General features: G+C 74.1%; 21 protein-coding genes. 16 read left to right on the top strand and 5 right to left on the bottom strand.

The features are described from left to right. The first annotated feature begins 1,452 nt into the window (after nt 1–1,452). The 5 genes from AC07A4_RS15750 (at nt 1,453) to AC07A4_RS15730 (ending at nt 6,299) form a co-directional block, all read left to right on the top strand. Nucleotides 1,453–2,475, top strand: a complete 1,023-nt coding sequence (locus AC07A4_RS15750; protein WP_478598221.1) for a helix-turn-helix domain-containing protein — start codon at nt 1,453–1,455, stop codon at nt 2,473–2,475. A gap of 41 nt (nt 2,476–2,516) precedes the next feature. Beyond that, nucleotides 2,517–3,002 carry a DUF456 domain-containing protein gene (locus AC07A4_RS15745; protein WP_478598219.1) on the top strand — a complete coding sequence of 162 codons (486 nt, stop codon included), beginning with the start codon at nt 2,517–2,519 and terminating at the stop codon, nt 3,000–3,002. 82 nt (nt 3,003–3,084) lie between these two features. Next, nucleotides 3,085–3,462 (top strand): PPOX class F420-dependent oxidoreductase, encoded by a 378-nt coding sequence (locus tag AC07A4_RS15740; protein WP_478598217.1) that lies wholly within the window; start codon nt 3,085–3,087, stop codon nt 3,460–3,462. A 164-nt stretch (nt 3,463–3,626) separates the two neighbouring features. Then, nucleotides 3,627–4,166: a hypothetical protein gene (locus AC07A4_RS15735; protein ID WP_478598214.1), complete on the top strand. Its 540-nt coding sequence runs from the start codon at nt 3,627–3,629 to the stop codon at nt 4,164–4,166. An 18-nt stretch (nt 4,167–4,184) separates the two neighbouring features. Beyond that, complete coding sequence (locus AC07A4_RS15730; protein WP_478598212.1) at nt 4,185–6,299, top strand: immunoglobulin domain-containing protein; 2,115 nt, start codon at nt 4,185–4,187, stop codon at nt 6,297–6,299. 9 nt (nt 6,300–6,308) lie between these two features. Here the strand turns inward: AC07A4_RS15730 and AC07A4_RS15725 are convergent, their stop codons facing one another. Then, nucleotides 6,309–7,682 (bottom strand): DNA-3-methyladenine glycosylase 2 family protein, encoded by a 1,374-nt coding sequence (locus AC07A4_RS15725; protein WP_478598933.1) that lies wholly within the window; start codon nt 7,680–7,682, stop codon nt 6,309–6,311. Nucleotides 7,683–7,945: 263 nt separating this feature from the next. After that, the gene (rsgA, locus tag AC07A4_RS15720; RefSeq protein WP_478598210.1) at nt 7,946–9,100 is read right to left on the bottom strand and encodes a ribosome small subunit-dependent GTPase A; all 1,155 of its coding nucleotides are present in this window, start codon (nt 9,098–9,100) and stop codon (nt 7,946–7,948) included. Nucleotides 9,101–9,504: 404 nt separating this feature from the next. Between rsgA and AC07A4_RS15715 the strand changes: the two genes are divergently transcribed. Then, nucleotides 9,505–12,390, top strand: a complete 2,886-nt coding sequence (locus AC07A4_RS15715; protein WP_478598208.1) for a glycoside hydrolase family 2 TIM barrel-domain containing protein — start codon at nt 9,505–9,507, stop codon at nt 12,388–12,390. 100 nt (nt 12,391–12,490) lie between these two features. Then, nucleotides 12,491–12,901: a VOC family protein gene (locus AC07A4_RS15710; RefSeq protein WP_478598205.1), complete on the top strand. Its 411-nt coding sequence runs from the start codon at nt 12,491–12,493 to the stop codon at nt 12,899–12,901. Between the two features lie 9 nt (nt 12,902–12,910). Here the strand turns inward: AC07A4_RS15710 and AC07A4_RS15705 are convergent, their stop codons facing one another. After that, nucleotides 12,911–13,636 carry a DUF6597 domain-containing transcriptional factor gene (locus tag AC07A4_RS15705; protein ID WP_478598203.1) on the bottom strand — a complete coding sequence of 242 codons (726 nt, stop codon included), beginning with the start codon at nt 13,634–13,636 and terminating at the stop codon, nt 12,911–12,913. 9 nt (nt 13,637–13,645) lie between these two features. Next, nucleotides 13,646–14,593 carry an AraC family transcriptional regulator gene (locus AC07A4_RS15700; RefSeq protein WP_478598201.1) on the bottom strand — a complete coding sequence of 316 codons (948 nt, stop codon included), beginning with the start codon at nt 14,591–14,593 and terminating at the stop codon, nt 13,646–13,648. Between the two features lie 81 nt (nt 14,594–14,674). Here AC07A4_RS15700 and AC07A4_RS15695 point away from each other — a divergent pair, with 81 nt between their 5' ends. Continuing rightward, the gene (locus AC07A4_RS15695) at nt 14,675–15,544 is read left to right on the top strand and encodes an NmrA family NAD(P)-binding protein (protein ID WP_478598198.1); all 870 of its coding nucleotides are present in this window, start codon (nt 14,675–14,677) and stop codon (nt 15,542–15,544) included. A 118-nt stretch (nt 15,545–15,662) separates the two neighbouring features. Here the strand turns inward: AC07A4_RS15695 and AC07A4_RS15690 are convergent, their stop codons facing one another. Continuing rightward, on the bottom strand, nt 15,663–16,790 hold the full coding sequence (locus tag AC07A4_RS15690; RefSeq protein ID WP_478598196.1) for a YihY/virulence factor BrkB family protein: 1,128 nt from the start codon (nt 16,788–16,790) through the stop codon (nt 15,663–15,665). A 17-nt stretch (nt 16,791–16,807) separates the two neighbouring features. Here AC07A4_RS15690 and AC07A4_RS15685 point away from each other — a divergent pair, with 17 nt between their 5' ends. The 8 genes from AC07A4_RS15685 (at nt 16,808) to cysC (ending at nt 24,367) form a co-directional block, all read left to right on the top strand. After that, the gene (locus AC07A4_RS15685) at nt 16,808–18,442 is read left to right on the top strand and encodes an acyl-CoA dehydrogenase family protein (protein WP_478598194.1); all 1,635 of its coding nucleotides are present in this window, start codon (nt 16,808–16,810) and stop codon (nt 18,440–18,442) included. Nucleotides 18,443–18,724: 282 nt separating this feature from the next. Further along, nucleotides 18,725–20,017 carry a GAF domain-containing protein gene (locus AC07A4_RS15680; RefSeq protein ID WP_478598191.1) on the top strand — a complete coding sequence of 431 codons (1,293 nt, stop codon included), beginning with the start codon at nt 18,725–18,727 and terminating at the stop codon, nt 20,015–20,017. Nucleotides 20,018–20,136: 119 nt separating this feature from the next. Next, on the top strand, nt 20,137–20,703 hold the full coding sequence (locus tag AC07A4_RS15675) for a GNAT family N-acetyltransferase (protein ID WP_478598190.1): 567 nt from the start codon (nt 20,137–20,139) through the stop codon (nt 20,701–20,703). Between the two features lie 262 nt (nt 20,704–20,965). Further along, nucleotides 20,966–21,049, top strand: a complete 84-nt coding sequence (locus AC07A4_RS15670; RefSeq protein WP_478598930.1) for a putative leader peptide — start codon at nt 20,966–20,968, stop codon at nt 21,047–21,049. Between the two features lie 111 nt (nt 21,050–21,160). Continuing rightward, entirely contained in the window at nt 21,161–22,879 is a 1,719-nt protein-coding gene (locus AC07A4_RS15665; RefSeq protein WP_478598187.1) for a nitrite/sulfite reductase, read from the top strand. Then, the gene (locus tag AC07A4_RS15660; RefSeq protein WP_478598184.1) at nt 22,876–23,055 is read left to right on the top strand and encodes a hypothetical protein; all 180 of its coding nucleotides are present in this window, start codon (nt 22,876–22,878) and stop codon (nt 23,053–23,055) included. Before AC07A4_RS15665 ends, AC07A4_RS15660 begins: the two co-directional genes overlap by 4 nt. Continuing rightward, on the top strand, nt 23,052–23,771 hold the full coding sequence (locus AC07A4_RS15655; protein ID WP_478598182.1) for a phosphoadenylyl-sulfate reductase: 720 nt from the start codon (nt 23,052–23,054) through the stop codon (nt 23,769–23,771). The genes AC07A4_RS15660 and AC07A4_RS15655 overlap by 4 nt, the downstream gene beginning before the upstream one ends. Continuing rightward, entirely contained in the window at nt 23,768–24,367 is a 600-nt protein-coding gene (gene cysC, locus AC07A4_RS15650) for an adenylyl-sulfate kinase (RefSeq protein WP_478598180.1), read from the top strand. Before AC07A4_RS15655 ends, cysC begins: the two co-directional genes overlap by 4 nt. Nucleotides 24,368–24,464 lie beyond the last annotated feature (97 nt).

Genomic DNA, 24,464 nt, shown 5'->3' with positions numbered 1-24,464 from the left:
GGACGACCTAGGCGACGAAGACCCCGAAGCCGGAGGCGGCTCGGAACCACGAGCCGGACGCGGCGGCGGAGGCGGAGGCGGCTCGGAACCACGAGCCGGACGCGGCGGCACCGCCGGGGTCCCCGGGAAGCCGGAGCCCCGAGCCCGGGGCGTGGAAGTCGGCGGTGGTGTGGAGCCCCGGCCCCGGCGCGGCGGCGCGGAGGGGGACGCCGGGTAGTCGCCGTCACGGGCCCGGGGTGCCCCGGACGGTGGGGGCTGCGCGGGGCCACGGGCCCCGGGCCCGGGTGGAGGCGCGGCGGGCGGCTCCGGGCGCCCGGATGCGCGGGCCAGCGGCGGGCCGGACGGTCGTCGTTCCCCGGGCCCGGCGGGCCTCGGGGGCCTGGGGGCCTCGGCGGCCGAGGGGGGCGGTGCGGCGGGTTCCGGCGGCGGCCCGTCCCCGGGCGCCCGCCGTTGCCCGGGCAGGTCGTACGCCCCCGCGCCGAACGCCTCGCCCTCGTACCCGTCCTCGTACGCCTCCGCCTCGTACCGCCCAGCGGCATCCGGACCGTGCCGCCCGGCGGCCTCGGCGTCGTACCGCCCAGCGTCATCCGGCCCGCGCCGCCCGACGGCCTCAGCGTCGTACCGCCCGACGGCGTCCGCCCCGTACCGCCCAGACGCCTCCGCGTCATACCGCCCCGCGGCCTCTGCCTCAGCAGAGCCAGCAGCCTCCGCCCCATACCGCCCGGACACCTCCGCCCCATAAGACCCGGCGGCCTCCGCGTCATACCGCCCCGCGGCCTCCGCCCCAGCAGAGCCAGCAGCCTCCGCCCCATACCCCCCAGACACCTCCGCCCCATAAGCCCCAGAGGCACCCACCCCATAAGCCCCGGCGGCGTCCGTCCCGTAAGCCTCAGACGCACCTGCCCCATAGGCCTCAGACGCACCCACCCCATAAGCCTCAGGGGCACCCGCCCCATAAGCCCCAGCGGCCTCCGCCCCATCAGACCCGGCGGCCTCCGCCCCGTACCGCCCGGCGGCGGTCTCCGCCCCGTCCCGCTCGGATTCCGGTGGCGTGGGTGCCCCGCCCGGTGGACGGCCCACCGTCCCCGCGGCTGAGGCGAAGCGGTCGTCCAGGGAGTCGGCGGCGGCCGCGGGTCCCGTGTCGTCCTTCTCCTCGTCGTACAACTGCGCCCACCAGTCGGCCTCCTGACGGGCGGGCCTCTCCCCCTGCTGGCTCATGCCCCTATTGTCCACCGCACAGGCCGTACGAAAACGGTGCATCCGGAAATTCCGCAGGAGCGGCGCGCGGAGGGCCGGGCGGTCCCACCCCCCACGGGAGGACCGCCCGGTGGGGGGCCACCCTGGCAGACGGACCTGTGCTGCGGTGATGATGTTCGCGGCGGGTTTACGCCGTGGCCGGTTTCCGCCAGCCGGAACGGAACGCGCCATGACCATCGGGGAGGGAGCCGCCGGATGCTGGCCGCTATTGGTCTGGACGAGACGCACGAGGCGGCGTACCGCGCACTGGTGTCGGTGGGCGCCGCCGACATACCGGACCTCGCGCGCCGCCTCACGCTGGGCGAGCCGGACACGGAGCGGGCGCTGCGCCGCCTGGAGCGGCACGGGCTCGCCGCGCGCGCGTCGGGCCGGGCCGGACGCTGGGTGGCGGCGCCGCCGGGCGTGGCCCTCGGCGCGCTGCTCACCCAGCGGCGGCACGAGCTGGAGCGGGCGGAGCTCGCGGCGACGCTGCTGGCCGAGGAGTACCGCTCCCGGGACGCCGAGCCGACCGTGCACGACCTGGTGGAGGTGGTGACCGGCGCCGCCGCCGTCTCGCAGCGCTTCCTCCAGCTCCAGCTCGGCGCGGTCCGCGAGGTGTGCGCCCTGGTGACGGGCAGGCCGGTCGCGGTCACGGGCCTGGAGAACGACGCGGAGGAACAGGCCGCGAACCGGGGCGTCGGCTACCGCGTGGTCGTCGAGCGCGAGGTGCTCGCCGCGCCCACCGGCGTGACCGAGATCGCGGAGGCCCTCGGCCGGTCCGAGCGGGTGCGGGTCGTGGACCGCGTGCCGACGAAGCTGGTCATCGCGGACGGCGTGCTCGCCATGGTGCCGCTGACGTCCAAGGCGGCGGGCCCCGCCGCGCTCGTGGTGCACGCGAGCGGCCTCCTGGAGTCGCTGACGGGCCTGTTCGAGGCGGTGTGGCAGGGCGCCCTTCCGCTGCGGCTCGGCGAGGGCGGCGGCGGAGGCGGAGGCGTGTACGAGATGGCACCGGCGGCGCCCGACGGCACGGACCTGGAGATCCTGTCGCTGCTCCTGGCCGGGATGACGGACGCGAGCGTGGCCAAGCAGCTGGACCTGGGCCTGCGCACGGTGCAGCGCAGGGTCAAGCGGCTGATGGAGCTCGCGGGCGTGACCACCCGCCTGCAGCTGGGCTGGCACGCCTACGAACGCGGCTGGGTGGCCCGCGAGGCGGGCACCCCCGGACGCCCGCAGGGCTAACGCGACCTGCGGTTTCGTACCCGCTCCTGCACCCTGGGCAGATGGGAGCGTGGGAGCTCGCGCTGGTCGCGGTGGTGATGCTGCTCGGCCTGTGCGGGGTGCTGGTGCCCGGGGTGCCGGGGTCGTGGCTGGTGTGGGCCGGTGTCCTGTGGTGGGCGCTGCAGGACCAGCGGGGCCTGGCGTGGGCCGTCCTGGTGGGCGCGACGCTGGTGCTCCTGGTCTCGCAGGGGGTGCGCTGGCTGCTGCCGCCCCGGCGGCTGCGGGAGTCCGGCGCGAGCCACCGCCTGGCGGCGTACGCCGGGGCCGGGGCGCTGTTCGGGTTCTGCGTGCTGCCGGTCATCGGCGCGGCGCCCGGGTTCGTGGGCGGGATGTACCTGGCGGAGCGGCTGCGGCTCGGCGGGCGCGGCGAGGCGGTGACGGCGGTCCGGGCGGCGCTGCGGGCGGGCGGCTGGAACGTGTTCGTGGAGTTGTACGCGTGTCTGCTGATCGTGGGGGCGTGGGCGGGCGCGGTGGTGGCCAGGGGGTGAGGGGGCGGGCCCGCCCGGCGCCGGACGGCGCGCGCGTCGAGGCGCCGGTGCGCGGGTCCTGGACGCGTGCCAGCCTCACCCCATGACCGAATTCAGCGCGGCCGAGCGCGCGTACCTGAAGTCCCAGCGCCTGGGCAGGCTCGCCACCGTCGACCGGAACGGGCAGCCGCAGGCCAATCCGGTGGGCTTCTTCCCGCAGGACGACGGCACGATCCTGATCGGCGGCTACGCGATGGGCACCACGAAGAAGTGGCGCAACCTCCAGGCCCATCCCAAGGTGGCGCTCGTCGTGGACGACATCGTGAGCGAGCGGCCCTGGAAGGTGCGGGGCGTCGACATCCGCGGCGAGGCGGAGCTGCTCACCGGACCCCACGAGCTCGGCCCGCACCTGAGCGAGGAGCTGATCCGCGTCCATCCGAAGCGCATCCACAGCTGGGGCCTCGACGATCCCGAGGGCTAGGAGGGCCAGGAGGGCTGAACGGTACGGCAGTTGCTTCCGGTGCGGGAGAAGGGTGGTGGCGCGGGACGGCATTGACACCGAAGAGCGGGCAAGCTTAGGTATGCCTTACCTAAGTAGACGCGAGGGTGATCGCTCCGCCCCGCGTCTTCCTGACACCTAGAAAGGTGCTCGCTGTCATGCCTCTGCGCACTCGCGCCGTCGTCACCGCCCTCGCCGCCGCCGCGCTCACCGTCGGCCTCGCGGGCTCCGCGTCCGCCGCCGACGTCACCGCCAAGCGCACCGTCACCGACGGCGGCAAAACGTACAACCTCTCCCTGACCGGACCGAACACCGCCGCGGCCGCGGGCGCCAACGTCACCGTCTCCGGCACCGGTTACAACACCGGCCAGGGCGTCTACGTCGGCCTGTGCGCCGTCGAGGGCACGCCCGGCGCCAACAAGCCGACGCCGTGCCTCGGCGGCCAGGACCAGTCCGGCACCACCGGCGCCTCGCACTGGGTGTCCAACACCGGCGGCGGCACCGTGCCCAACAGCTCCCGCTTCGGCGCGAACGGCGGCTTCTCGGTGAAAATCCATGTCAAGGCCGACCTCGGCGGCGGCAAAGTGTGCGGCGAGACCGTGGAGTGCGCGATCGTGACGCGCGCCGACCACTTCGACTCCGGCGACCGCAAGTACGACGTGCACATCCCGGTCACCTTCCAGTAGGACCGGACCGCCCCCACCATGAGACGCGTCTTCCCGCTCACCGCGGCGGCCGTGACCCTCGCCGCGCTCACCACGGCGTTCGTCCCGGCCGCCGACGGCGCGAACACCCCCGGCGCGGGCCTCGGTTACCACCGCGCGGCCGACTTCACCACCGCGGGCAAACCCCTGGACGTACTGGTCCACCCCGAATCGCAAAAGCTCTACGTCGGCTCCGACGACGACACGGGCACCGCGGACGTCAACGAGATGGGCCTGTACGTCCTGGACCGCGCCGACGGCACCGTGCGCGGCCACACCGCCAAGGCGCCCGGCTCCACCGGCGCGCCCCGCGAGGCGGCCGTGCGCCGCATCGCGGGCCCGCTGCCCGGCGACGGCGTCGTCTTCCACTACCCGCTCAAGGGCCTCGGCACGGTCAGGGGCGGGGACGCGGAGGCGAAGGGCGTCTGGCTGACCGGCGCCAAGGTGACGGACGTCGGCCCCGGTCTGTCCGAGGGCACCGCGCTGGTCGCGCAGGGCACCGCCCTCGCGGAGGTCGAGACGGCCACCGGCACGGTCCGGCGGACGGTGACGCTGGCGGGCGGCGGTCAGTTCGCCGTCGACAAGCGGCGCGCGGCGGTGTGGTCGGCGGACCTCGCCCAGAACCGCCTCTACCGCGTCGACACCGCCACCTTCACCGTGACGAAGACCGTCGAACTGCCCGTCACCGAAGGGTCGGAGGGCTTCACGGCCGTCGACCCGGACACGGGCGCGGTGTGGGTCGGGCGGCAGGACAGGATCATGGTCTTCGGCGCGGACGGCGCGGCGCGCACCACCGTCACGGGCACGGACCTGGCCAGGGACGTCGCCTTCGACGGCGGTCGCGCGTACGTCGCCTGGCAGGACGTCGGCGACCCCGGCGCGCCCGGCTACGACGGCAAGGGCGCCCTGACGGTCCTCGACACCGGCACCCTGAAAGAGGCCGCCGCGCCGGTGCCGCTGCACGGCAACGTCGCCCAACTGGGCGCCGCCGCCGTCGCGGTGGCGCCCGGCGGCGCCGAGGTCTTCGTCACCAGCCCGGCCCAGGGCCGCGTCACGCGGATCGTCCGCTCGGCTCCCCCGCGGATCACCGAGTCGCCCAAGGACGTCACGGCCGATATCGGCGACGAGGTGACGCTCACGGCCCGCGCCGAGGGCTCCCCCGAGCCCACCGCCCAGTGGGAGCGCAGCACGGACGGCGGCCGCACCTGGCGCGCGGTCGAGGGCGCGGTTCGGCCGTCGCATACGTTCACGGCCCGCGCGGCCCACGACGGCCACCGCTACCGCGCCGCGTTCACCAACGACGCGGGCACGGCGCGCACCGATCCTGTGACGCTGACGGTCGGCGGCGGCCCTGGCGACGGCGACGAGGGGTCCGCCACCGGACCCGGCGGCCAGCGGCTGACCGTCTCACCGGTGCGCGGCCTGGCGCCGCGCGACCAGAAGGTGAAGGTCACCGGCACCGGCTACGACCGGGCCAAGGGCGTGTACGTCGCCCTGTGCGTCGACAACGGCCCCGGCGAGACGCCGACGCCGTGCCTCGGCGGCGCGGCCACCACGGGCGCGTCGAAGGCGTCGGCGTGGATCACCGACGACCCGCCTCCGGGCGGCGCCGACCTCGCCACGCCGTACGGCGAGAACGGCTCCTTCGCGGTGGAGCTCACCCTCGACGCGAAGGACGCGCACACTGATTGCCTCACCGAGCGGTGCGTCCTCGCCACCCGCGCGGACCACACCCGGCCGCGCGACCGCTCGCAGGACGTACGGGTGCCGGTGTCGTTCAACGGCGACGACGGCGACAACGGCGGGGACTCTGGTGGCGATTCCGGTGGGGACTCCGGAGGCGATTCCGGCGGTGGTGACACCGGCGGAGACGGCGGGAGCGAGGGCGGAGACGGCGGCTCGGACGGCGGCGGCACCGCGGGCGGCACGGACTCCGGCGGCGGCGGGACCGGCACCACCGGCGGCCCCTCCGGCTCCGCGTCCCCCACGGGCGGCAGCCTCGCCTCCACCGGCGTCACGGTGGCGTCGGCGGGCGCGCTCGCGGCAGCGCTCGTCGCGGCGGGCTGGTACGCGGTGCGCCGCGGCAGGCGCGGCATGAACTCCCCTGCTCCTTAAGGAAATTCCTTAAGGCAGTTCCTTGAGCGGTACGGCCGCTTCGCGCGACGCGGTGTGCAGATGGCGCACCGCGTACGACCGCCAGGGCCGCCACGCGTCGTCCACGGCCTCGCCGGGCGGCGCCACGTCCGGGTCGCCCAGGGCCCGGGTGCGGATCAGGGCGGCCGCGGCCGCGTCCACGCCGGGCACGGCGAGCAACTGCCGCTCGGCGTCGTCGCGGTCGGCGCCCGCGTCCAGGCGCACGGTGCCCTCGGCGAGCGCGGCCGCCAGCGGCAGCCGGCCGGCCAGCGCCTTCGGTTCGGGAAAGACATGGGTGAGGCCCCCGCACGGCGCGGGCAGCGGCGTGCCGTACTCCCGTGCCAGGCGCGCGGCCGCCTCGCGGCCCACGACCGCCCGCACCGCGAACTCCTCCGGGTCGGCGGCGCCCGGCGAGCGCAGCCCGGGACGGGCGCGGACCAGCGGCGCGAGCCGGGGGTCGGCGCCGAGGCGCTCGTCGACGGCGTACGGGTCGGCGTCCAGGTCGAACAGGCCGCGCAGCCGCTGCACGGCCGTCGTCAGGTCCCTGAGGTCCGTCAGGTGCAGCCGGGCCTCCAGCCAGCCGCCGTGGTGCGTCCGCGCCTGGGCCTCGCCGCGCCCGCGCGGGTCGCGCTCCTCCACAGCCACGATCCCGGCGGCGTGCGGCAGCCGCAGCGTGCGCCGGTAGGTCCGCGCGCCACGGGAGCCGATGACGTCCTCGACGCCCGGCAGCGCCTCGGCGGCGAGCAGGTCGAAGACGGCGGCGGACTGGTAGGGGCCGCGGTGGGCGAGCCGCAGCGGGATGCCCGCGGCGGGCGTGGCGTGGCCGCCGCCCCGCTTGGGCGCGGCGTTCCTGAGGGCCGTGGGCGTCAGCGCGTACACGGCGCGGATCGTGTCGTTGAACTGCCGTACGCTCGCGAAGCCCGCCGCGAACGCGATCTCCGTGACCGGCAGGTCGGTGGTCTGCAGGAGCACCCGCGCGGTGTGCGCGCGCTGCGCGCGGGCGAGGGCGACGGGGCCCGCGCCGAGCTCGGCGGTGAGCTGGCGCTGCACCTGGCGCGCGCTGTAGCCGAGGCGCACCGCGAGCCCGCCGACGCCCTCCCGGTCCACGACGCCGTCGCCGATCATCCGCATGGCGCGCCCGACGACGTCCGCGCGCACGTTCCACTCGGCGGAGCCCGGCGCCGCGTCCGGGCGGCACCGGCGGCAGGCGCGGAAGCCCTGGCCCTGGGCCGCGGCGGCCGTCGGGTAGAACCTCACGTTCTGCCGCTTGGGCGTCACGGCCGGGCAGCTGGGCCTGCAGTAGATCCCGGTGGTGCGTACGGCGAAGAAGAACTCCCCGTCGAAACGCGCGTCCCGGCTGCGCACGGCCTCGTACCTGGTGTCCTGCCCGGTGTCCTGGCCGCTGTCCCGCCCGGCGTCCGGCCTCGTGTCGTACGCGCTGTCCTGCCTCGTGTCCTGCCTCGTGTCCTGATCGCTCACCTGTCCAGTGTGTGCCGGTCCCGGCGGAGCGGCTAGCGGGAATCGGACACGCAGTTCCCCGGGGCGTGGGCTCCGCCCCCCGGCCGCCGGACGGCCGGAGGACGGAGGACGGAGCCCACCCCGGAACCCACCCCGGAGCGCGCGCGGCGCTACCGCGTGCCGCGCCCCCGCTTGGCCTCCATGGCGGCCTTGCCCTCGGCGCCGCGCCGCTTCCACTCCTTGCGCATCTCGGCGCGCACCCGCGCGTCCGTCTTGGCGACGATGCGCTGGTTCTCGCGGAGCAGCTTGCGGTAGCTGTCGAGGCGCCGCTCGTGCAGCCTGCCGTCGTCCAGGGCGGCGAGCACCGCGCAGCCCGGCTCCGCTTCGTGCGCGCAGTCGTGGAAGCGGCAGTCCCCGGCGAGCTCCTCGATCTCGGCGAAGACCTGGCCGACGCCGCTCCCGGCGTCGTACAGGCCCACGCCGCGAAGGCCCGGCGTGTCGATGAGGACGCCGCCGCCCGGCAGCGGGATGAGGTTGCGGGTGGTGGTCGTGTGCCGTCCCTTGCCGTCGACGTCGCGGACGGCGTTGACGTCCATGACCTCCGCCCCGGCCAGCGCGTTGGCGAGGGTGGACTTGCCCGCGCCCGACTGCCCGAGGAGCACCGAGGTGCCGCCGGAGACGACGGCCGCGAGCACGTCCACGCCGTCGGCGTGCGCCGCGCTGACGGCGAGCACGGGCACGCCGGGCGCGGTGTTCTCCACGTCCTGGACGAGGTGGGCGAGGGTGGTGGCGTCCGCCACCAGGTCGGCCTTGGTGAGCACGACGACCGGCTGCGCCCCTGACTCCCAGCCGAGCGCGAGGAACCGCTCGACGCGCCCGAGGTCGAGCTCGGCGGCCAGGGACACGGCGATGACCGCGTGGTCGACGTTGGCGGCGAGGATCTGCCCCTCGGACCGCTTGGAGGAGGTGGACCGCACGAACGACGTGCGCCGCGGCAGATAGTCCCGCACGTAGCGGGGGTCGCCGCCGGGCGCGTCGACGGCCGCCCAGTCGCCGGTGCAGATGACCCGCAGCGGGTCGTGCGGCGTCACGTACGCGGTGTCGGCGCGGATCACGCCTTCCTCGGTGACGACGAGGTCGCAGCTGCCCCGGTCCACGCGGACGACCCGCCCGGGGAGCAGTCCCCGCTCGGCGTAGGGCGCGAAGGCGGCGGCCCAGGACTCGTCCCAGCCGTAGGGGGCGAGGGGGTGCCCGGCCGCGGCGAGAGGAGCACCGTCGCCACCGGAAGGAGCAGCGGTGGAAGCAGAGAAGGAAGAGGGAAACAAGGGGAACCCTTCACAGGGGTGGCCCCGGCCCGCGCGACGGCGCGGCGAAGGACGCGAAGCGTCCGGGGAGGAAGGTCAGCCGGAGACCACGGAGGTGGATGTGAGAGACGTCTGAACGCGGGCAGCACCCGTCACGGCGACAGCCATGGGTCACACCTCCAGATCTGGGTCGAACCGGCACCGGCGACGACGCGTCGCCGGGCAACGAGCAGCACTGTAGCCACGCCCTCCGAGCGCGTGCCACTTCTTTTTCCGGCCTCTTCCCCGGTCCTCTTCCCCGGTCCTCTTCCCCGGCTTTCCGAGGGACCGCCCGCCGTGCTCCGTCCAATCCGCGCGCCAAGAATCCAACAACGCCCCGGCCCAAAGAATTGAGCGCTCCCTCCCCCGCACGCTCTGATGGAGACATGGAGCTCCCTTACCACGAGGACGTGTCCCCTGGAACCGGCGGTCTGCCACCCCGTGCGTGGTACGCGGGATCGGACGCCGCCGTCCTTTCACTGAACGGGCGCTGGCGCTTTAGGCTGCTGCCGGGCGCCGAGGACGAGGACGAGTCGTTCGCCGCCGAGGACTTCGAGGCGGCGGCCTGGGACGAGGTCGTGGTGCCCGGGCACTGGGTGCTGCAGGGCCACGGCACGCCGATCTACACCAATCAGCTGTACCCCTTTCCGGTCGACCCGCCGCGCGTACCGACCGAGAATCCGACCGGTGACCATCTGCGCCGCTTCGACCTGCCCGCGGGCTGGCCCGCGGACGGCGACGCGGTGCTGCGGTTCGACGGGGTCGACTCGTGCGCGCGGGTGTGGCTGAACGGCACGCCGCTTGGCGAGTTCAAGGGCTCGCGGCTGCCGCACGAGTTCGCGGTGGGCGCGCTGCTGCGCCCGCGCGACAACGTCCTCGCCGTGCGGGTGCACCAGTGGTCGTCCGGGTCGTACCTGGAGGACCAGGACCAGTGGTGGCTGCCGGGGATCTTCCGGGACGTGACGCTGCTGCACCGGCCCGACGGCGCCGCCGGGGACTTCTTCACGCACGCGTCGTACGACCACCGCGACGGCAGCGGCACGCTGCGCGTGGACTCCGCGGTCGCGGGGCGCGTGAGCGTGCCCGAGCTCGGCATCGACGTCGCCACCGGCGAGAGCGTGACCGTGGCGGTGGAGCCCTGGTCGGCGGAGCGGCCCCGCCTTTACGCCGGGGTCCTCGCCACGGCGGGCGAGCGGGTGCCGCTGCGGATCGGGTTCCGGACGGTCGCCCTGACGGACGGTCTGATCACCGTGAACGGGCGGCCGATCCTGTTCCGGGGCGTGAACCGGCACGAGTTCCACCCGGAGACCGGGCGCGCGGTCGACCTGGACACGATGCGCGCGGACGTCCGGCTGATGAAGCAGCACAACATCAACGCCGTGCGCACCGCCCACTATCCGCCCCACCCCGCCTTCCTCGACCTGTGCGACGAGCTCGGCCTGTGGGTCATCGACGAGTGCGACCTGGAGACGCACGGCTTCTCGACGCGCCGGTGGCGCGGCAACCCCGTCGACGACGACCGCTGGACGCCCGCCCTCCTGGACCGCGCGGCCCGCACGGTGGAGCGGGACAAGAACCACCCGTCGGTGGTCGTCTGGTCGCTGGGCAACGAGTGCGGCACGGGCCGGGGGCTCGCCGCCATGGCCGAGTGGATCAGGGGCCGCGACCCGGGGCGGCTGCTGCACTACGAGGGCGACCCGTCGTGCGCGTACACCGACATGTACTCGCGGATGTACGCCGACCACGCGGAGGTCGAGCGGATCGGGCGGCGCGAGGACGACGGGCCGCCGGAGCGCCGCGCGCTGCCGTTCGTCCTGTGCGAGTACGCGCACGCCATGGGCAACGGCCCTGGCGGCCTGAGCGAGTACCAGCGCCTGTTCGAGACGTACGAGCGCCTGCAGGGCGGCTTCGTGTGGGAGTGGGCCGACCACGGCCTGGCCCACCCCCGGCTCGGCTACGCCTACGGCGGCGACTTCGGCGAGGAGCTGCACGACGGCAACTTCGTCTGCGACGGCCTGTGCTTCCCCGACCGCAGCCCTTCGCCCGGGCTCACCGAGTACAAGCGGGTGATCCAGCCGGTGCGGTTCGCCTACGACGCGGCGGCGGGCACGGTCACGGTGACCAATCTGTACGACGTCGCGGACCTGTCGGAGCTGTCCTTCGAGTGGACGTACCACCAGGACACCGGGAACGGCGAGGCGCGGGCCGTGTCCGGGCATCTGGACGTGCCGCCGGAGCTCGGCCCGGGGCGGAGCGTCGAGCTGAAGCTGCCCGCGCCGCCCGCGGCCGACGGCGCCGAGACCTGGCTGCACCTGTCGGCCCTGGTCTGCGAGGAGACCAACTGGACGGCCCTCGACCACTCGGTGGCGTTCGCCGACTTCCCCGTGACCGCGCGCCCGCCGGTGCCCGTCGCCACCGGCGAGCGGCCCCGGCGCCACGGCTACGACCTCGCCCTCGGCCCTGGCCGCTTCGACGTCCGCACCGGCGCCCTGCGCGCCATCGGCGACGTCGCCCTGACCGCCGCGCCCCGCCTGGACGTGTGGCGGGCGCCCACCGACAACGACGAAGGGGCGCCCTGGCAGCCCGACACGCGCTACGGCCCGCTGTGGCGCGAGCTCGGCCTGCACCGGATGCGCCACCGCCTGGACGGCGTGTCCGTGGAGGGGGACGCGCTGACCGTGCGCACCCGGGTGGCGCCCGCCGCGCGCGACCTCGGGCTGCGCGCCGACTACCGCTGGACGTCCGACGGGACGGCGCTGCGCCTGGCCGTGTCGGTGACGCCGGAGGGCGACTGGAAGGTGCCGCTGCCCCGGCTCGGCGTGCGGCTCGGGCTGCCCGCCGCGCTCGCGTACGCGCACTGGTTCGGCGGCGACCGCGAGGCCTACCCGGACACCAGGGCGGCCTCCCGGACGTCGCGGTGGGCGTCGTGGGTGGAGCGCATGCAGACGCCGTACCTGCGGCCGCAGGAGAACGGGGCGCGCGCCGACGTCCGCTGGGCGGAGCTGCGCACGGATGTCGACGGACCCGGAGTGCGCGTGGTGGGCGATCCGGCGTTCTGGTTCACGGCGCGCCCCTGGAGCACCGAGGAGCTGGACGCCGCGACGCACCGCACGGACCTCGTGCCGGGCGACACGGTGTGGGTGCACCTCGACCACGGGATGCGCGGCATCGGCTCCCAGTCGTGCGGCCCCGGCGTGCTGCCGCGGCATGAACTGCGGGCCGCCCCCGCGGAGTTCACCTTCACCTTCTCGGTGGCCGGACAACGCGCGTGAGCGCACCCCCGAGGGGACCCGGGCGGGCGCGGGCGCGCCCGCCCGGGCGGTGTCCGATTCGTTCAAGACCCCGCGCGGGGCGTCCGCCTACGCTCGCGGCATGAACAGCGACGACACCACACCCCGCGTCACGCCCCGCCTCGACCTGATCGGCATCGTGACGTCCGACATGACGGCCTCGCTCGCCTTCTACCGCCGCCTCGGGCTCGAATTCCCCGCGGGGGCCGAGGAGCTGCCACACGTGGAGGCCACCTTGCCGGGCGGCACCCGGGTGGCCTTCGACACGGAGGACACCATCCGCTCCTTCGCTCCCCACTGGCGGCCCCCGGTCTCCTCCGGGCGGATCGGGCTCGCCTTCCACTGCGGTACGCGCGAGGGCGTGGACGCGGTGTACGAGGAGCTGGTGGCCGCTGGTCACCTCGCGGAGCTCAAGCCGTTCGACGCGCCGTGGGGACAGCGGTACGCGGTGGTGCTCGACCCGGACGGGAACGGCGCCGACCTCTTCGCGTGAGGCGCGCGGTCAGGGCCCGCGCAGCAGGACGCCGAGCGGCACCCCGGTGAACTCCTTCACGTCGCGGGCGAGATGGGCCTGGTCGGCGAAGCCCGCGGCGGCGGCCGTCGCCGCGGGGCCGAGGCCGCTCCGGGCGAGGGCGAGGGCCCGGCGCAGGCGCAGCACGCGGGCGAGGGTCTTGGGGCCGTAGCCGAACGCGGGCAGCGAGCGGCGGTGCAGCTGCCGGGTGCCGAGGCCGACGGCGGCGGCCGTCGCCGCGACGTCGTGGCCCGCGTCCAGGAGGGCCACGACCCGCGCGAGCAGCGGGTCGGGCCCGGGGCCGCGGCCCGCGCGGTCGTGGGCGGCGCGCTCCAGGGCGGCCATGGGGTCGGCGGCCGCGTCGACGCGCGCGGTCAGGGCGCGGACCTCGGGGCCGCGCCACAGGTCGGCCAGGTCCACGCGTCGGTCGCGCAGTTCGTGGGCGGGCACGCCGAGGACGGCAGGGCCGGTGCCGGGGGCGAAGCGGACGCCGACGAACCGTCCCGCCGTCTCCGGTCCTGGGGTGTAGGCGCGGGTGTCGGGTCCGGCGACGAAGAGCCTGCCCTCGTTCCACAGCAGGTCCAGGCATCCGTCGGGGAGGACGGGCGCCACGCCCGGGGGCCCCGCCGTCTTCGTCCACACCACCGCGCCGGGCAGCAGCGGGGACGGCCGCTCGGCGTACCCGCCGTCGCCCTCCGGACGCCGCCCCTGGCTCATGGCCCCAGGCTACGCCGCGCCCGTGCGGTGCTCCTGCGGGCTGACTCCGTAGACCCGTTTGAAGGCGCTGGACAGGGCGAACGCGCTGCCGTAGCCGACCTTGCGGGCGATGGCGGCGATCGTCTGCTCGCTGTCGCGCAGCAGGTCGGCGGCGAGCGCGAGCCGCCAGCCGGTCAGATACGTCATGGGCGGCTCCCCGACGAGTTCGGTGAAGCGGCGGGCGAGCGCGGCCCGGGAGACCCCGGCCTTGGCGGCGAGCGCGGCGACGCTCCAGGGGTGCGCGGGGTCGTCCTGCAGGAGCCGCAGGACGGGGCCGACGACGGGGTCGCCGAGCGCCCGGTACCAGGCCGGGGCCTTGGCCTCGGGGCGGGAGAACCAGGCGCGCAGGGCCGCGATGAGCAGCAGGTCGAGGAGGCGGTCGAGGACGACCTCCTGGCCCGGCTCGTCCTTGCCGATCTCCTCGGCGAGGAACGGCGTGAGCGGGCAGTCCCACACCTCGGTGGGCAGCACGAGCAGCGGCGGCAGCGCGTCCAGGAGCCGGGCGGTGATCTCGCCCTGCATCTGGTACGTCCCGATCAGCATCCGCACCCGGCCGCCCGCCTGCCCCCACTCCCGCATGCCGAGTCCCGTGTAGCGGCCCTCGGGCGTGCCGTCGAGGGGGACGCAGACCTGGCCGGGCCGGACCTCGGCGAACGGCTTCGTGCTCCGGTCGCCCGCGACGAGGTAGGGGTCGGGGCCGCGGGCGATGGCCACGTCTCCGGGGCGGATCAGCTGGGGCGCGGCGCCGGGGTCGCCGGGGCCCTGCGGCACGATCCACGCGTCGCCGTGCACCATGATCATGACGGAGACCGGCGCCTCGTCGGCGATGCGCACGGCCCAGGGCGGCTCGAAGCACGCCCGGATCATGAAGGCCCCCCGTGCGCGCGGGCCTTCCAGCAAGCCTGCGAGTACGTCCATGCCCAGAGCGTAGACGCACACGTATGGGCGTGAGCCGCTGGCGGATGGCTGCGGGGCGCGGGCGCCAGTTGACTTGGGGGCATGACGAACAACGCGAAGAACACCCAGAACACGCGGAACACCGCGGCTGACGGCCTGACCATCCTGGTGACCGGCGCGACCGGGCGGACCGGCGGCCGGGTCGCGGCCGCCGCGCGCGAGGCGGGCCTGACCGTCCGGGCGGCCTCCCGCTCCGGCGAGGTCCGCTTCGACTGGAACGACCCCGCGACGTGGACGGACGCCCTGCGGGGCGCGGACGCCGCCTACCTCGCCTATCTCCCGGACGTGGGCGCGCCGGGCGCCGCCGACACCGTGGGCGCGCTGTCCCGGCGGGCCGCCGAGCTCGGGGTGCGGCACCTGGTGCTGCTTTCGGCGCGCGGCGAGGACCAGGCGCACGCCACCGAGCGCGCCGTCGCCGAGTCCGGGGTCGAGCGCTGGACGGTCGTGCGGGCCAGTTGGTTCGCGCAGAACTTCAGCGAGGGCCCGCTGGTCGAGGGCATGCTGGCCGGGGAGCTCGTCTTCCCCGCCGGTGAGGTCCTCGAACCGTTCATCGACGTACGGGACATCGCGGACGTGGTGGTGGCCGTGGTCACCGCGGGCGAGCGGTACGCGGGGCGCGTCCTGGAGATCAGCGGGGGGCGGCTGCTGTCGTTCAGGGAGGCGGTGGCGGAGATCTCCGCGGTGAGCGGGCGGCGTCTTGTGTATGTGCCCGTGGGGGCGCGGGCCTATGGGAGTGGGCTGGCGGGACTGGGAGTTCCGGAAGGGGAAGTGGAATTCCTGGTGGAGTTGTTCGAGACGAATTTGGACGGCCGCAACGCGTATGTCTCCGACGGGGTGCGGGAGGTTCTGGGGCGGGGGCCGCGGGAGTTCTCGGATTTCGTACGCGAGTCCGTGGGCGTCTGGCAGGCGTGACCCTTTTCCCCCACCCCGCCCCTTCCCGAAACCAAGGGGCTCCGCCCCCTGGACCCCTGGGCCCACTAAAAGAATTGGCGCTTCGCGCCTCGTCCTCAAGCGCCGGACGGGCTGGATCTTACTGAGCGCCGTCTTCTCGTTTGGCGTGGTGGGTGCGCAGGCGGCCGGAGACGTCGTCCGGGGGCAGGAAGCGGGACCAGCGTTCGGGGAACTCCGAGGGCATGTCGGGGTCGTCGGGGTCCTCCGCGGCCCGCGCGGCGGCGGCCCTGGCGACGAGCTCCGCGGCCTTGGCCTCCTTTATGCGGTCCTGCGCGTCCCGCGCCGACGCGGTCTGCACGGACGGCCACACCCGGTCGATCGCGGCGTTGACGGCGGCGCCCACCAGGACGGCGAACGCGGACACGCCGATCCACAGGAGGACGGCGACCGGCGCGGCGAGGGAGCCGTAGATGGTGGGGCCCTCCACGGTGCTTGTGAGGTAGATGCGCAGCAGGAAGCTGCCGAGCACCCACATGCCGAGGGCGATGAGCGCGCCCGGCATGTCCTCCACCCAGGGGGAACGCACCGGCACTGACACGTGGTACAGCGTGGTGAGGAAGACCACCGAGAGCAGGATCACGACTGGCCAGTACAGGATCTGGACGACGGTCGCCGACTCGGGGACCAGTTTCACCACCGCGTCGGGCCCGGCCACCATCAGCGGCAGCGCCACCGAGCCGATGACGAGCGCCACCAGGAAGAGGACGAAGGCGAGCAGCCGCGTCTTGACGATGCCGCGGGCGCCGTCGAGGCCGTACATGACGGTGATGGTGTCGATGAACACGTTGACGGCGCGCGAACCGGACCACAGGGCGAACAGGAACCCTATGGAGACGACGTCGGGGCGGCCCACCTTCATGACGTCTTCGAGGATGGGCTGGGCGATCTCGCGCACCCCCTTCTCGGAGAGGATCGTGCGGGACGCCTCCAGGATGTTGTTCTCCACGCTCTCGATGGTGTGGGCGCCCGTCCACCGGTCCACGTACGCCAGCAGCCCAATGAGGCTCAGGAGCAGGGGCGGCACGGACAGGAGCGTGAAGAAGGCCGCCTCCGCCGCGAGGCCGAGGACGCGGTACTCGATGCAGGAGTTGACGGTGTCCTTCAGGAGCAGCCAGGCGGTCCTGCGCTTGGAGACGTCACGGTAGAGAGCGCGGGCCCGGTTCCAGCGGCCAGGTGACCACCCGGGTGTTTCTTTTGCCTGGTGCACCTCCTTACCGTAGCGGCATGGCAGCCACCACCCACACAGTGACCAACCAGGCTCCGCCCCTGGTGGGATACGACGTCTTCACGTGCGACCGGGTCCTCGCGGAGGGGGTCGAACGTCATCTCGACCCGGCGCTCCTCGAAGGGGCCCGGGGGGAACTCTCGTTGCTCGGGCGCACCGCTGGCTCGGCCCAGGCACAGGAGTGGGGGGTGCTCGCCAACGAGAATCCACCCGTTCTGCACACCCATGACCGCTACGGCAACCGGGTCGACGAGGTCGCCTTCCACCCGGCGTGGCACCGGCTGCTCGGCAAGGCCGTGGCGGCCGGGCTCACCGCCGCCTGGAGCAGGCCGGGCGGGCACGTGCGGCGCGCCGCCGGATTCCTGGTGTGGACGCAGGCCGAGGCCGGGCACGGCTGCCCGGTGTCGATGACGCACGCGGCGGTCCCCGCGCTCAGGGCCGACCCGGCGCTCGCCGCCGAGTGGGAGCCGCGCCTGACGTCCACCGTGTACGACGCGGGCGCGCGCCCGGCGGCGGAGAAGGCGGGCGCGATCTTCGGCATGGCGATGACGGAGAAGCAGGGCGGAAGCGACGTACGGGCGAATACAACGCGGGCGACGCCGCTTTCCGATGACGGCACGTATGAACTCCTCGGGCACAAGTGGTTCTGTTCCGCGCCCATGTCCGACGGATTCCTTGTGCTCGCGCAAGCGGAAGCCGGGCTCACGTGTTTTCTCGTTCCCCGAATCCTGGCTGATGGCTCCCGGAACGTCTTCGCCATCCAGCGTCTGAAGAACAAACTCGGAAACCGCTCCAACGCCTCCAGCGAGGTGGAGTTCGACGGCACGTGGGCCCGGCGGGTCGGGGACGAGGGGCGCGGGGTGCGCACCATCATCGAGATGGTGGCGGCGACCCGGCTCGACTGCGTCATCGGCTCCGCGGCGCTGATGCGGCAGGCCGTCGCGCAGGCCGTGCACCACGCCAGGTACCGGGAGGCGTTCGGCGGCAAGCTGGTCGACAAGCCCCTGATGCGCAACGTGCTCGCGGACCTGGCCCTGGAGTCGGAGGCGGCGACGACGCTCGCGCTGCGCCTGGCGGCGGCGTACGACGACGGCGGCGCGTCCGAGCGGGCCTTCCTGCGGCTCGCGGTGCCCGCCGCCAAGTACTGGGTGACCAAGCGGTGCGCCCCGGTGGCCGCGGAGGCCCTGGAGTGCCTGGGCGGCAACGGCTACGTGGAGGACTCCGGGATGCCGCGACTCCTGCGGGAGTCGCCGCTGAACTCGATCTGGGAGGGCTCGGGCAACGTCCAGGCCCTCGACGTGCTGCGCGCGCTCCAGCGGGAGCCAGAGGCCCTGAACGCCTTCCTGACGGAGGTGGGTTCGGCGCGGGGCGCCGACCACCGTCTGGACGGGGCGATCAAGAACCTGCTCACCGAGCTCGCCGACCTGGAGGGCGTGGAGGGGCGGGCCCGGCGGCTCGTCGAGCGGATGGCCCTTGTGCTCCAGGGGTCGCTGCTGGTCCGCTACGCGCCGCCCGCCGTGGCGGACGCGTTCTGCGCCTCGCGGCTCGGCGGGGACTGGGGCGCGGCGTTCGGCACGCTGCCGCACAGCCTGGATCTGGCGTCCGTGGTGGACCGCGCGGCCGTACCCGTCTGAGCGAAGGCCCCCGCGGACGTCGCCGACTGGGCTCTGTCACGGGGGTGGTGCTGCGCCGACACGGCACCACCCCCGGTTTTCAGGTCCCGTCGGGACGGGCGCCGCACGCGGCGGCACACGGCCAAGTTTCAGCCGCCGCACGACTGTTCGCCAGAGTTGCAGGGGGTTGCAACTCCGGCTTTCAACGACCTGGCCGAAGCATGTCCCTCGGCAGGCCCGAACGGGCACGATGAATACATGTCCCCCCTGTCGGCCTGCTCGGGGAGCGGGAGGAAACCGGTGATGAACACCCACGTGACGTTCGACCTGGAGCGGCTGACCGCCGTGAACGCCACACAGGCCGCGCGGCTCCTCCTGGAGATGCGGGACGCCAGGATCGCGGGTCACCGCCCCCGGTTCGGGCCGCGGGAGGTGATAGGCGCCTCCTGGGAGCGGATGCTGGCGAGCGGCGTCGACCCCGAGCGCGACGTCCGCGAGGGCGTGCTGAGCACGGACGAGGTGGAGCGGCGGCGGCAGACCTCGCCGCTGCGGCACGTCCTTCCGGTGCTTCGCGAGGGGCTCCTTTCGGTCGCGGACGTCGCGCAGCACATCATGGTCGTCGCCGACGCCGACGGGCGGCTGCTGTGGCGCGAGGGCAACAGATCGGTCCTGCGGATGGCCGACGGGCACGGCTTCGAGATCGGCGCCGACTGGCGGGAGGGCGTGGTCGGCACCAACGGCGTCGGCACGGCGCTCGTCGCCCGGCGGCCGGTGCAGGTGTTCTCCGCCGAGCACTTCGTGCGCTCGCACCACCACTGGACGTGCACGGGCGCGCCCATCACCGACCCGCGCGACGGGCGGCTGCTCGGCGTCGTCGACATCAGCGGCCCGCTCGACACCATGCATCCGGCGACGCTCGCCCTGGTCGGCTCCGTCGCCAAGCTCGCCGAGGCGCGGCTGCGCGAGGACCACCGCACGGCCCTCGACCGGCTGCGCCAGGTGGCCGTGCCGCTGCTCGCCCGGTTCGACGGGCGGGCGGTCGCGGTGGACCCGCACGGCTGGACGGCCGCGGTCACGGGCATGCCGCCGCTGGACCGCGTCACACTGCCGAAGTCCCTCACCGACGGCCGGACCTGGCTGCCGTCGCTCGGCCGGTGCGCGGTGGCGCCGCTGCCCGGCGGCTGGCTGCTGCGCGTCGAGGAGGACGAGCCCGCCGCGTCCGCGGCGACCCGGGTGGTCGTGGACCTCAGCGGGCCGCACCGCTGGTCGGTCAGCGTCACCGGCGGCGCGGGCTGCTGGACCCACGAACTGTCCCCGCGCCACGCCGAGTTGCTCTATCTGCTCGGTACGCACCGGGCGGGGCGCAGCGCGGCGGGCCTGGCCTCGGACCTGTTCGGCGACCCGGCCCGCACGGTGACGGTGCGCGCGGAGCTGTCCCGCGTGCGGCGCTATCTCGGCGGCCTCGTCGCCCACCGCCCGTACCGCTTCCACGAGGAGGCCCAGGTCGACGTGATCCTGCCCGCCGACCCGGCGCGGCTGCTGCCGCACTCGCTCGCGCCCGCGGTGGTGCGGGCCCGGGCGGGATCGGTGCCTTGACCGCGGCGGCGCCCCTCGTGCCGTTCCGCACCCCAGTGACACGAGTCACGACCCGCCTCCCGCCGTCGGGGACCCCGTGACCTTGGCCGTCGCGCGCCGCCCGTGATTCGCTGGCCGCCATGAGCATCACTGTCACCACCTGGTCCCTGGAGCAGACCGCTCCCACCGATCTGCTGCCCGCCGCCGTGCCCGAGGGCGATGTGCGGATCGTGCGGGCCGAGGTGCCCTCGCCCGAGTTCAGCCGGTTCCTCTACGCCGCCGTCGGCGGCGACATCACCTGGGTGGACCGGCTCTCGCTCAGCTACGCGCAGTGGCAGGAGCACCTCACGCGCCCTGGCGTGGAGACGTGGGTCGCCTACGACCGGGGGACGCCCGCGGGGTACGTGGAGCTCGACCCGCAGGACGACGGCGCCGTGGAGATCGTCTACTTCGGCCTCGTCCCCGCCTTCCGGGGGCGCCGCATCGGCGGGCACCTGCTGTCGTACGGGGCCGCGCGGGCCTGGGACCTGGCCGAGCGGTGGCCCGAGCGGGTGCCCACGAAGCGGGTGTGGCTGCACACGTGCAGTCTCGACGGCGAGTACGCCATGGACAACTACACGCGGCGGGGCTTCAAGCTCTTCCGCACGGAGACCTCCCAGGAGCCGGAGCGGCCGACCCCGGGCCCTTGGCCGGGAGCCCACGCGTAAGCCCTCGCGGGGCGCCCCAGACAAACATTGGCGCTTCGCGCCTCGTCCTCAAACGCCGGACGGGCTGGAACCACCGGCAGGTTCTAGCCCCTCCGGCGTTTGAGGAGCGGGGTCTGGGGCGGAGCCCCAGGATCGGGAAGGGGCGGGTCTGGGGCGTCCCACGAGGGTCCCACACCCACCCCATGCCCACTATGCGAGACCCTTTCGTCCACCACGTGGACAATGCTGGACGCTGCCGAAAGGCGCATGCCAGGCTTTCGCCATGTCTCGAGCTGGAATCGCCTTGGTGAGTCGACGTCACGTCGACCTCTCCCGCGTGTCCAGCGCCATGTGTCCGGCGAGCTGAGAGACCCAGCACCGCCACCTCCCCTTGACTGACCCTCCCCGCGCACCGCCGCGCCTTTCCGCGCGAATGCACAGGTCAGAGCCGCCTCAGCCTGCTGTGAAGGACATACCCATGGCCATCGACCCGGACCGATCCACGCCCTCCTCCGTGCCCGCCGCGCCCACCGCGCCCCGGCGCAAGACGGGCCGCCACCGTGGCGAGGGCCAGTGGGCCGCCGGCCACTTCACGCCGCTGAACGGAAACGAGCAGTTCAAGAAGGACGACGACGGTCTCAATGTGCGGACACGCATTGAGACGATCTACTCCAAGCGGGGCTTCGACTCGATCGACCCGAACGACCTGCGCGGGCGGATGCGCTGGTGGGGCCTGTACACCCAGCGCAAGCCCGGGATCGACGGCGGCAAGACCGCGATCCTGGAGCCCGAGGAGCTCGACGACGAGTACTTCATGCTGCGGGTGCGGATCGACGGCGGGCGCCTGACCACCGAGCAGCTGCGGGTCATCGGCGAGATCTCACAGGAGTTCGCGCGCGGCACCGCCGACATCACCGACCGGCAGAACATCCAGTACCACTGGATCCGCATCGAGGACATGCCGGAGATCTGGCGCCGCCTGGAGTCGGTGGGCCTGTCCACGACCGAGGCCTGCGGCGACACCCCGCGCGTCATCCTCGGCTCGCCGGTCGCCGGGATCGCCGAGGACGAGATCATCGACGGCACGCCCGCGATCGACGAGATCCACCGCCGCATCGTCGGCAACCCGGCGTTCTCGAACCTGCCGCGCAAGTTCAAGTCCGCGATCTCCGGCTCGCCGCTGCTCGACGTGGCGCACGAGATCAACGACATCGCGTTCGTCGGCGTCCGCCACCCCGAGCGCGGCCCCGGCTTCGACCTGTGGGTCGGCGGCGGCCTGTCCACCAACCCCAAGATCGGCCAGCGGCTCGGCGCCTGGGTGCCGCTGGAGGAGGTGGCGGATGTCTACGAGGGCGTCATCTCAATCTTCCGCGACTACGGCTACCGCCGCCTGCGCACCCGCGCCCGGCTGAAGTTCCTGCTCGCCGACTGGGGCGTGGAGAAGTTCCGCCGGATCCTGGAGGACGAGTACCTGCTGCGCAAGCTCGTCGACGGGCCCGCGCCCGAGCAGCCCGTCCAGCGCTGGCGCGACCACGTCGGCGTGCACCGGCAGCGCGACGGCCGCTTCTACGTCGGCTTCGCCCCGCGCGTCGGCCGGGTCGACGGCACCACCCTGACGAAGATCGCCGATCTGGCCGCCGCGCACGGCTCGGGCCGCCTGCGCACCACCGCCGAGCAGAAGATGATCGTCCTGGACGTCGCCGAGGAGCAGGTCGCCTCCCTGGTGACGGGCCTGGAGTCACTCGATCTGACGGTGCGCCCCTCGCCGTTCCGGCGCGGCACCATGGCCTGCACCGGCATCGAGTTCTGCAAGCTCGCCATCGTCGAGACCAAGGCGCGCGGCTCCTCCCTGATCGACGAACTGGAGCGCCGCATCCCGGACTTCGCCGAGCCGATCACCATCAACATCAACGGCTGCCCGAACGCCTGCGCCCGCATCCAGGTCGCCGACATCGGCCTCAAGGGCCAGCTGGTCCTCGACGAGAACGGCCAGCAGGTCGAGGGCTTCCAGGTGCACCTCGGCGGCGCGCTCGGCCTGGAGGCCGGGTTCGGCCGCAAGGTGCGCGGCCTGAAGGTCACCTCCGCCGAGCTGCCCGACTACGTGGAGCGGGTCCTCAAGCGCTTCCAGGCGGAGCGCGCGGACGGCGAGCGGTTCGCCACCTGGGCCGCGCGGGCCGACGAGGAGGCCCTGTCATGAGCGGCCGCGCCGCCCCCTTCTACTGCCCCTACTGCGGGGACGAGGACCTGCGTCCGAGCGAGCAGGGCCACGGCGCCTGGGAATGCGCGGCGTGCAACCGCGCATTCCAGTTGAAGTTCCTCGGGCTCCTCGCCCGTGGACTTCAGCGCAACGACGGTGGAGGGCAAGAGATATGACGATCGCTCAGCACGTGTCGCCGGACACCCCGGCCGACGAGCTCAAGGCGCTGGCCGAGCGGGCCGGGCGCGATCTGGAGGACGCCCCGGCGCTCGATGTGCTCCGCTGGGCCGCCGACACCTTCGGGGAGCGCTTCTGCGTGACCTCGTCGATGGAGGACGCGGTGGTCGCCCACCTCGCCTCGCGCGCCCGCCCCGGCGTGGACGTGGTGTTCCTCGACACCGGCTACCACTTCCCGGAGACCATCGGCACCCGGGACGCCGTCGAGGCCGTCCTCGACGTCAACGTCCTCACCCTGACGCCGCGCCAGACGGTGGCCGAGCAGGACGCGGAGTACGGCCCCCGGCTGCACGACCGCGACCCCGACCTGTGCTGCGCCCTGCGCAAGGTCGGCCCGCTCCAGGAGGGCCTCGCGCCGTATCTGGCGTGGGCCACAGGCCTGCGCCGCGACGAGTCCCCGACCCGCGCGCACACGCCCGTCGTCGGCTGGGACGACAAGCGCCGCAAGGTGAAGGTCTCCCCCATCGCCCGCTGGACGCAGGACGACGTGGACGCCTACGTCGCCGAGCACGGCGTGCTCACCAACCCGCTCCTGCTCGACGGCTACGGCTCCGTGGGCTGCGCCCCGTGCACCCGGCGCCTGCTCGAAGGCGAGGACGCGCGCGCGGGCCGCTGGGCCGGACGCGCCAAGACCGAATGCGGGCTGCACGGATGACGGCCCCCCAGAGTGTTCCGACGGCCCCCCGCAGTGTTCCCCAGAGTGTTCAGGAGACCCACGTGACCGGAGCCACCGTCTGGCTCACGGGCCTGCCGAGCGCGGGCAAGACCACCATCGCCCACGAGCTGGCGTCCGCCCTGCGCGCGGAGGGCCGCGCGGTCGAGGTGCTCGACGGCGACGAGATCCGTACGTTCCTTTCGGCGGGCCTCGGCTTCGACCGCGCCGACCGCGACACCAACGTCCAGCGCATCGGCTTCGTCGCCGAACTGCTCGCCCGCAACGGCGTGCTGGTGCTCGTCCCCGTGATCGCCCCGTTCGCGGACAGCCGCGAGGCGGTGCGCAAGCGCCACCAGGCGGGCGGCACCCCGTACTTGGAGGTGCACGTGGCCACGCCGGTGGAGGTGTGCTCCGTACGCGACGTGAAGGGCCTGTACGCCAAGCAGGCCGCGGGCGAGCTGACCGGGCTCACCGGGGTCGACGACCCGTACGAGGAGCCCGAGTCGCCCGATCTGCGCCTGGAGTCGCAGCACCAGAGCGTGCCGGAGTCCGCGGCGGCCGTGCGCGCGCTGCTCACCGAGAGGGGCGTCGGATGAGCGGGCGGGCCCCGGCCGCCCGGCCGCTGACGACCACGAAGCCCGCGCCGCCGCACCGCGCGGGCCGGCCAGCAAGTGAAGGGACCACAGCGTGACG

This window comes from Streptomyces sp. NPDC043996, from assembly GCF_056435225.1.
Note: the sequence above shows the minus strand (reverse complement) of the source record. Positions and strands in the feature narration are given on the sequence as shown.

Coding starts and splice junctions, on each gene's coding strand:
- AC07A4_RS15730 (WP_478598212.1), top strand. CDS start 4,185: ATGAGACGCGTCTTCCCGCTCACCGCGGCGGCCGTGACCCTCGCCGCG.
- AC07A4_RS15695 (WP_478598198.1), top strand. CDS start 14,675: ATGACGAACAACGCGAAGAACACCCAGAACACGCGGAACACCGCGGCT.
- cysC (WP_478598180.1), top strand. CDS start 23,768: ATGACGGCCCCCCAGAGTGTTCCGACGGCCCCCCGCAGTGTTCCCCAG.
- AC07A4_RS15740 (WP_478598217.1), top strand. CDS start 3,085: ATGACCGAATTCAGCGCGGCCGAGCGCGCGTACCTGAAGTCCCAGCGC.
- AC07A4_RS15685 (WP_478598194.1), top strand. CDS start 16,808: ATGGCAGCCACCACCCACACAGTGACCAACCAGGCTCCGCCCCTGGTG.
- AC07A4_RS15715 (WP_478598208.1), top strand. CDS start 9,505: ATGGAGCTCCCTTACCACGAGGACGTGTCCCCTGGAACCGGCGGTCTG.
- AC07A4_RS15665 (WP_478598187.1), top strand. CDS start 21,161: ATGGCCATCGACCCGGACCGATCCACGCCCTCCTCCGTGCCCGCCGCG.
- AC07A4_RS15660 (WP_478598184.1), top strand. CDS start 22,876: ATGAGCGGCCGCGCCGCCCCCTTCTACTGCCCCTACTGCGGGGACGAG.
- AC07A4_RS15675 (WP_478598190.1), top strand. CDS start 20,137: ATGAGCATCACTGTCACCACCTGGTCCCTGGAGCAGACCGCTCCCACC.
- AC07A4_RS15745 (WP_478598219.1), top strand. CDS start 2,517: ATGGGAGCGTGGGAGCTCGCGCTGGTCGCGGTGGTGATGCTGCTCGGC.
- AC07A4_RS15710 (WP_478598205.1), top strand. CDS start 12,491: ATGAACAGCGACGACACCACACCCCGCGTCACGCCCCGCCTCGACCTG.
- AC07A4_RS15700 (WP_478598201.1), bottom strand. CDS start 14,593: ATGGACGTACTCGCAGGCTTGCTGGAAGGCCCGCGCGCACGGGGGGCC.
- AC07A4_RS15655 (WP_478598182.1), top strand. CDS start 23,052: ATGACGATCGCTCAGCACGTGTCGCCGGACACCCCGGCCGACGAGCTC.
- AC07A4_RS15680 (WP_478598191.1), top strand. CDS start 18,725: ATGAACACCCACGTGACGTTCGACCTGGAGCGGCTGACCGCCGTGAAC.
- AC07A4_RS15670 (WP_478598930.1), top strand. CDS start 20,966: ATGTCTCGAGCTGGAATCGCCTTGGTGAGTCGACGTCACGTCGACCTC.
- AC07A4_RS15705 (WP_478598203.1), bottom strand. CDS start 13,636: ATGAGCCAGGGGCGGCGTCCGGAGGGCGACGGCGGGTACGCCGAGCGG.
- AC07A4_RS15750 (WP_478598221.1), top strand. CDS start 1,453: ATGCTGGCCGCTATTGGTCTGGACGAGACGCACGAGGCGGCGTACCGC.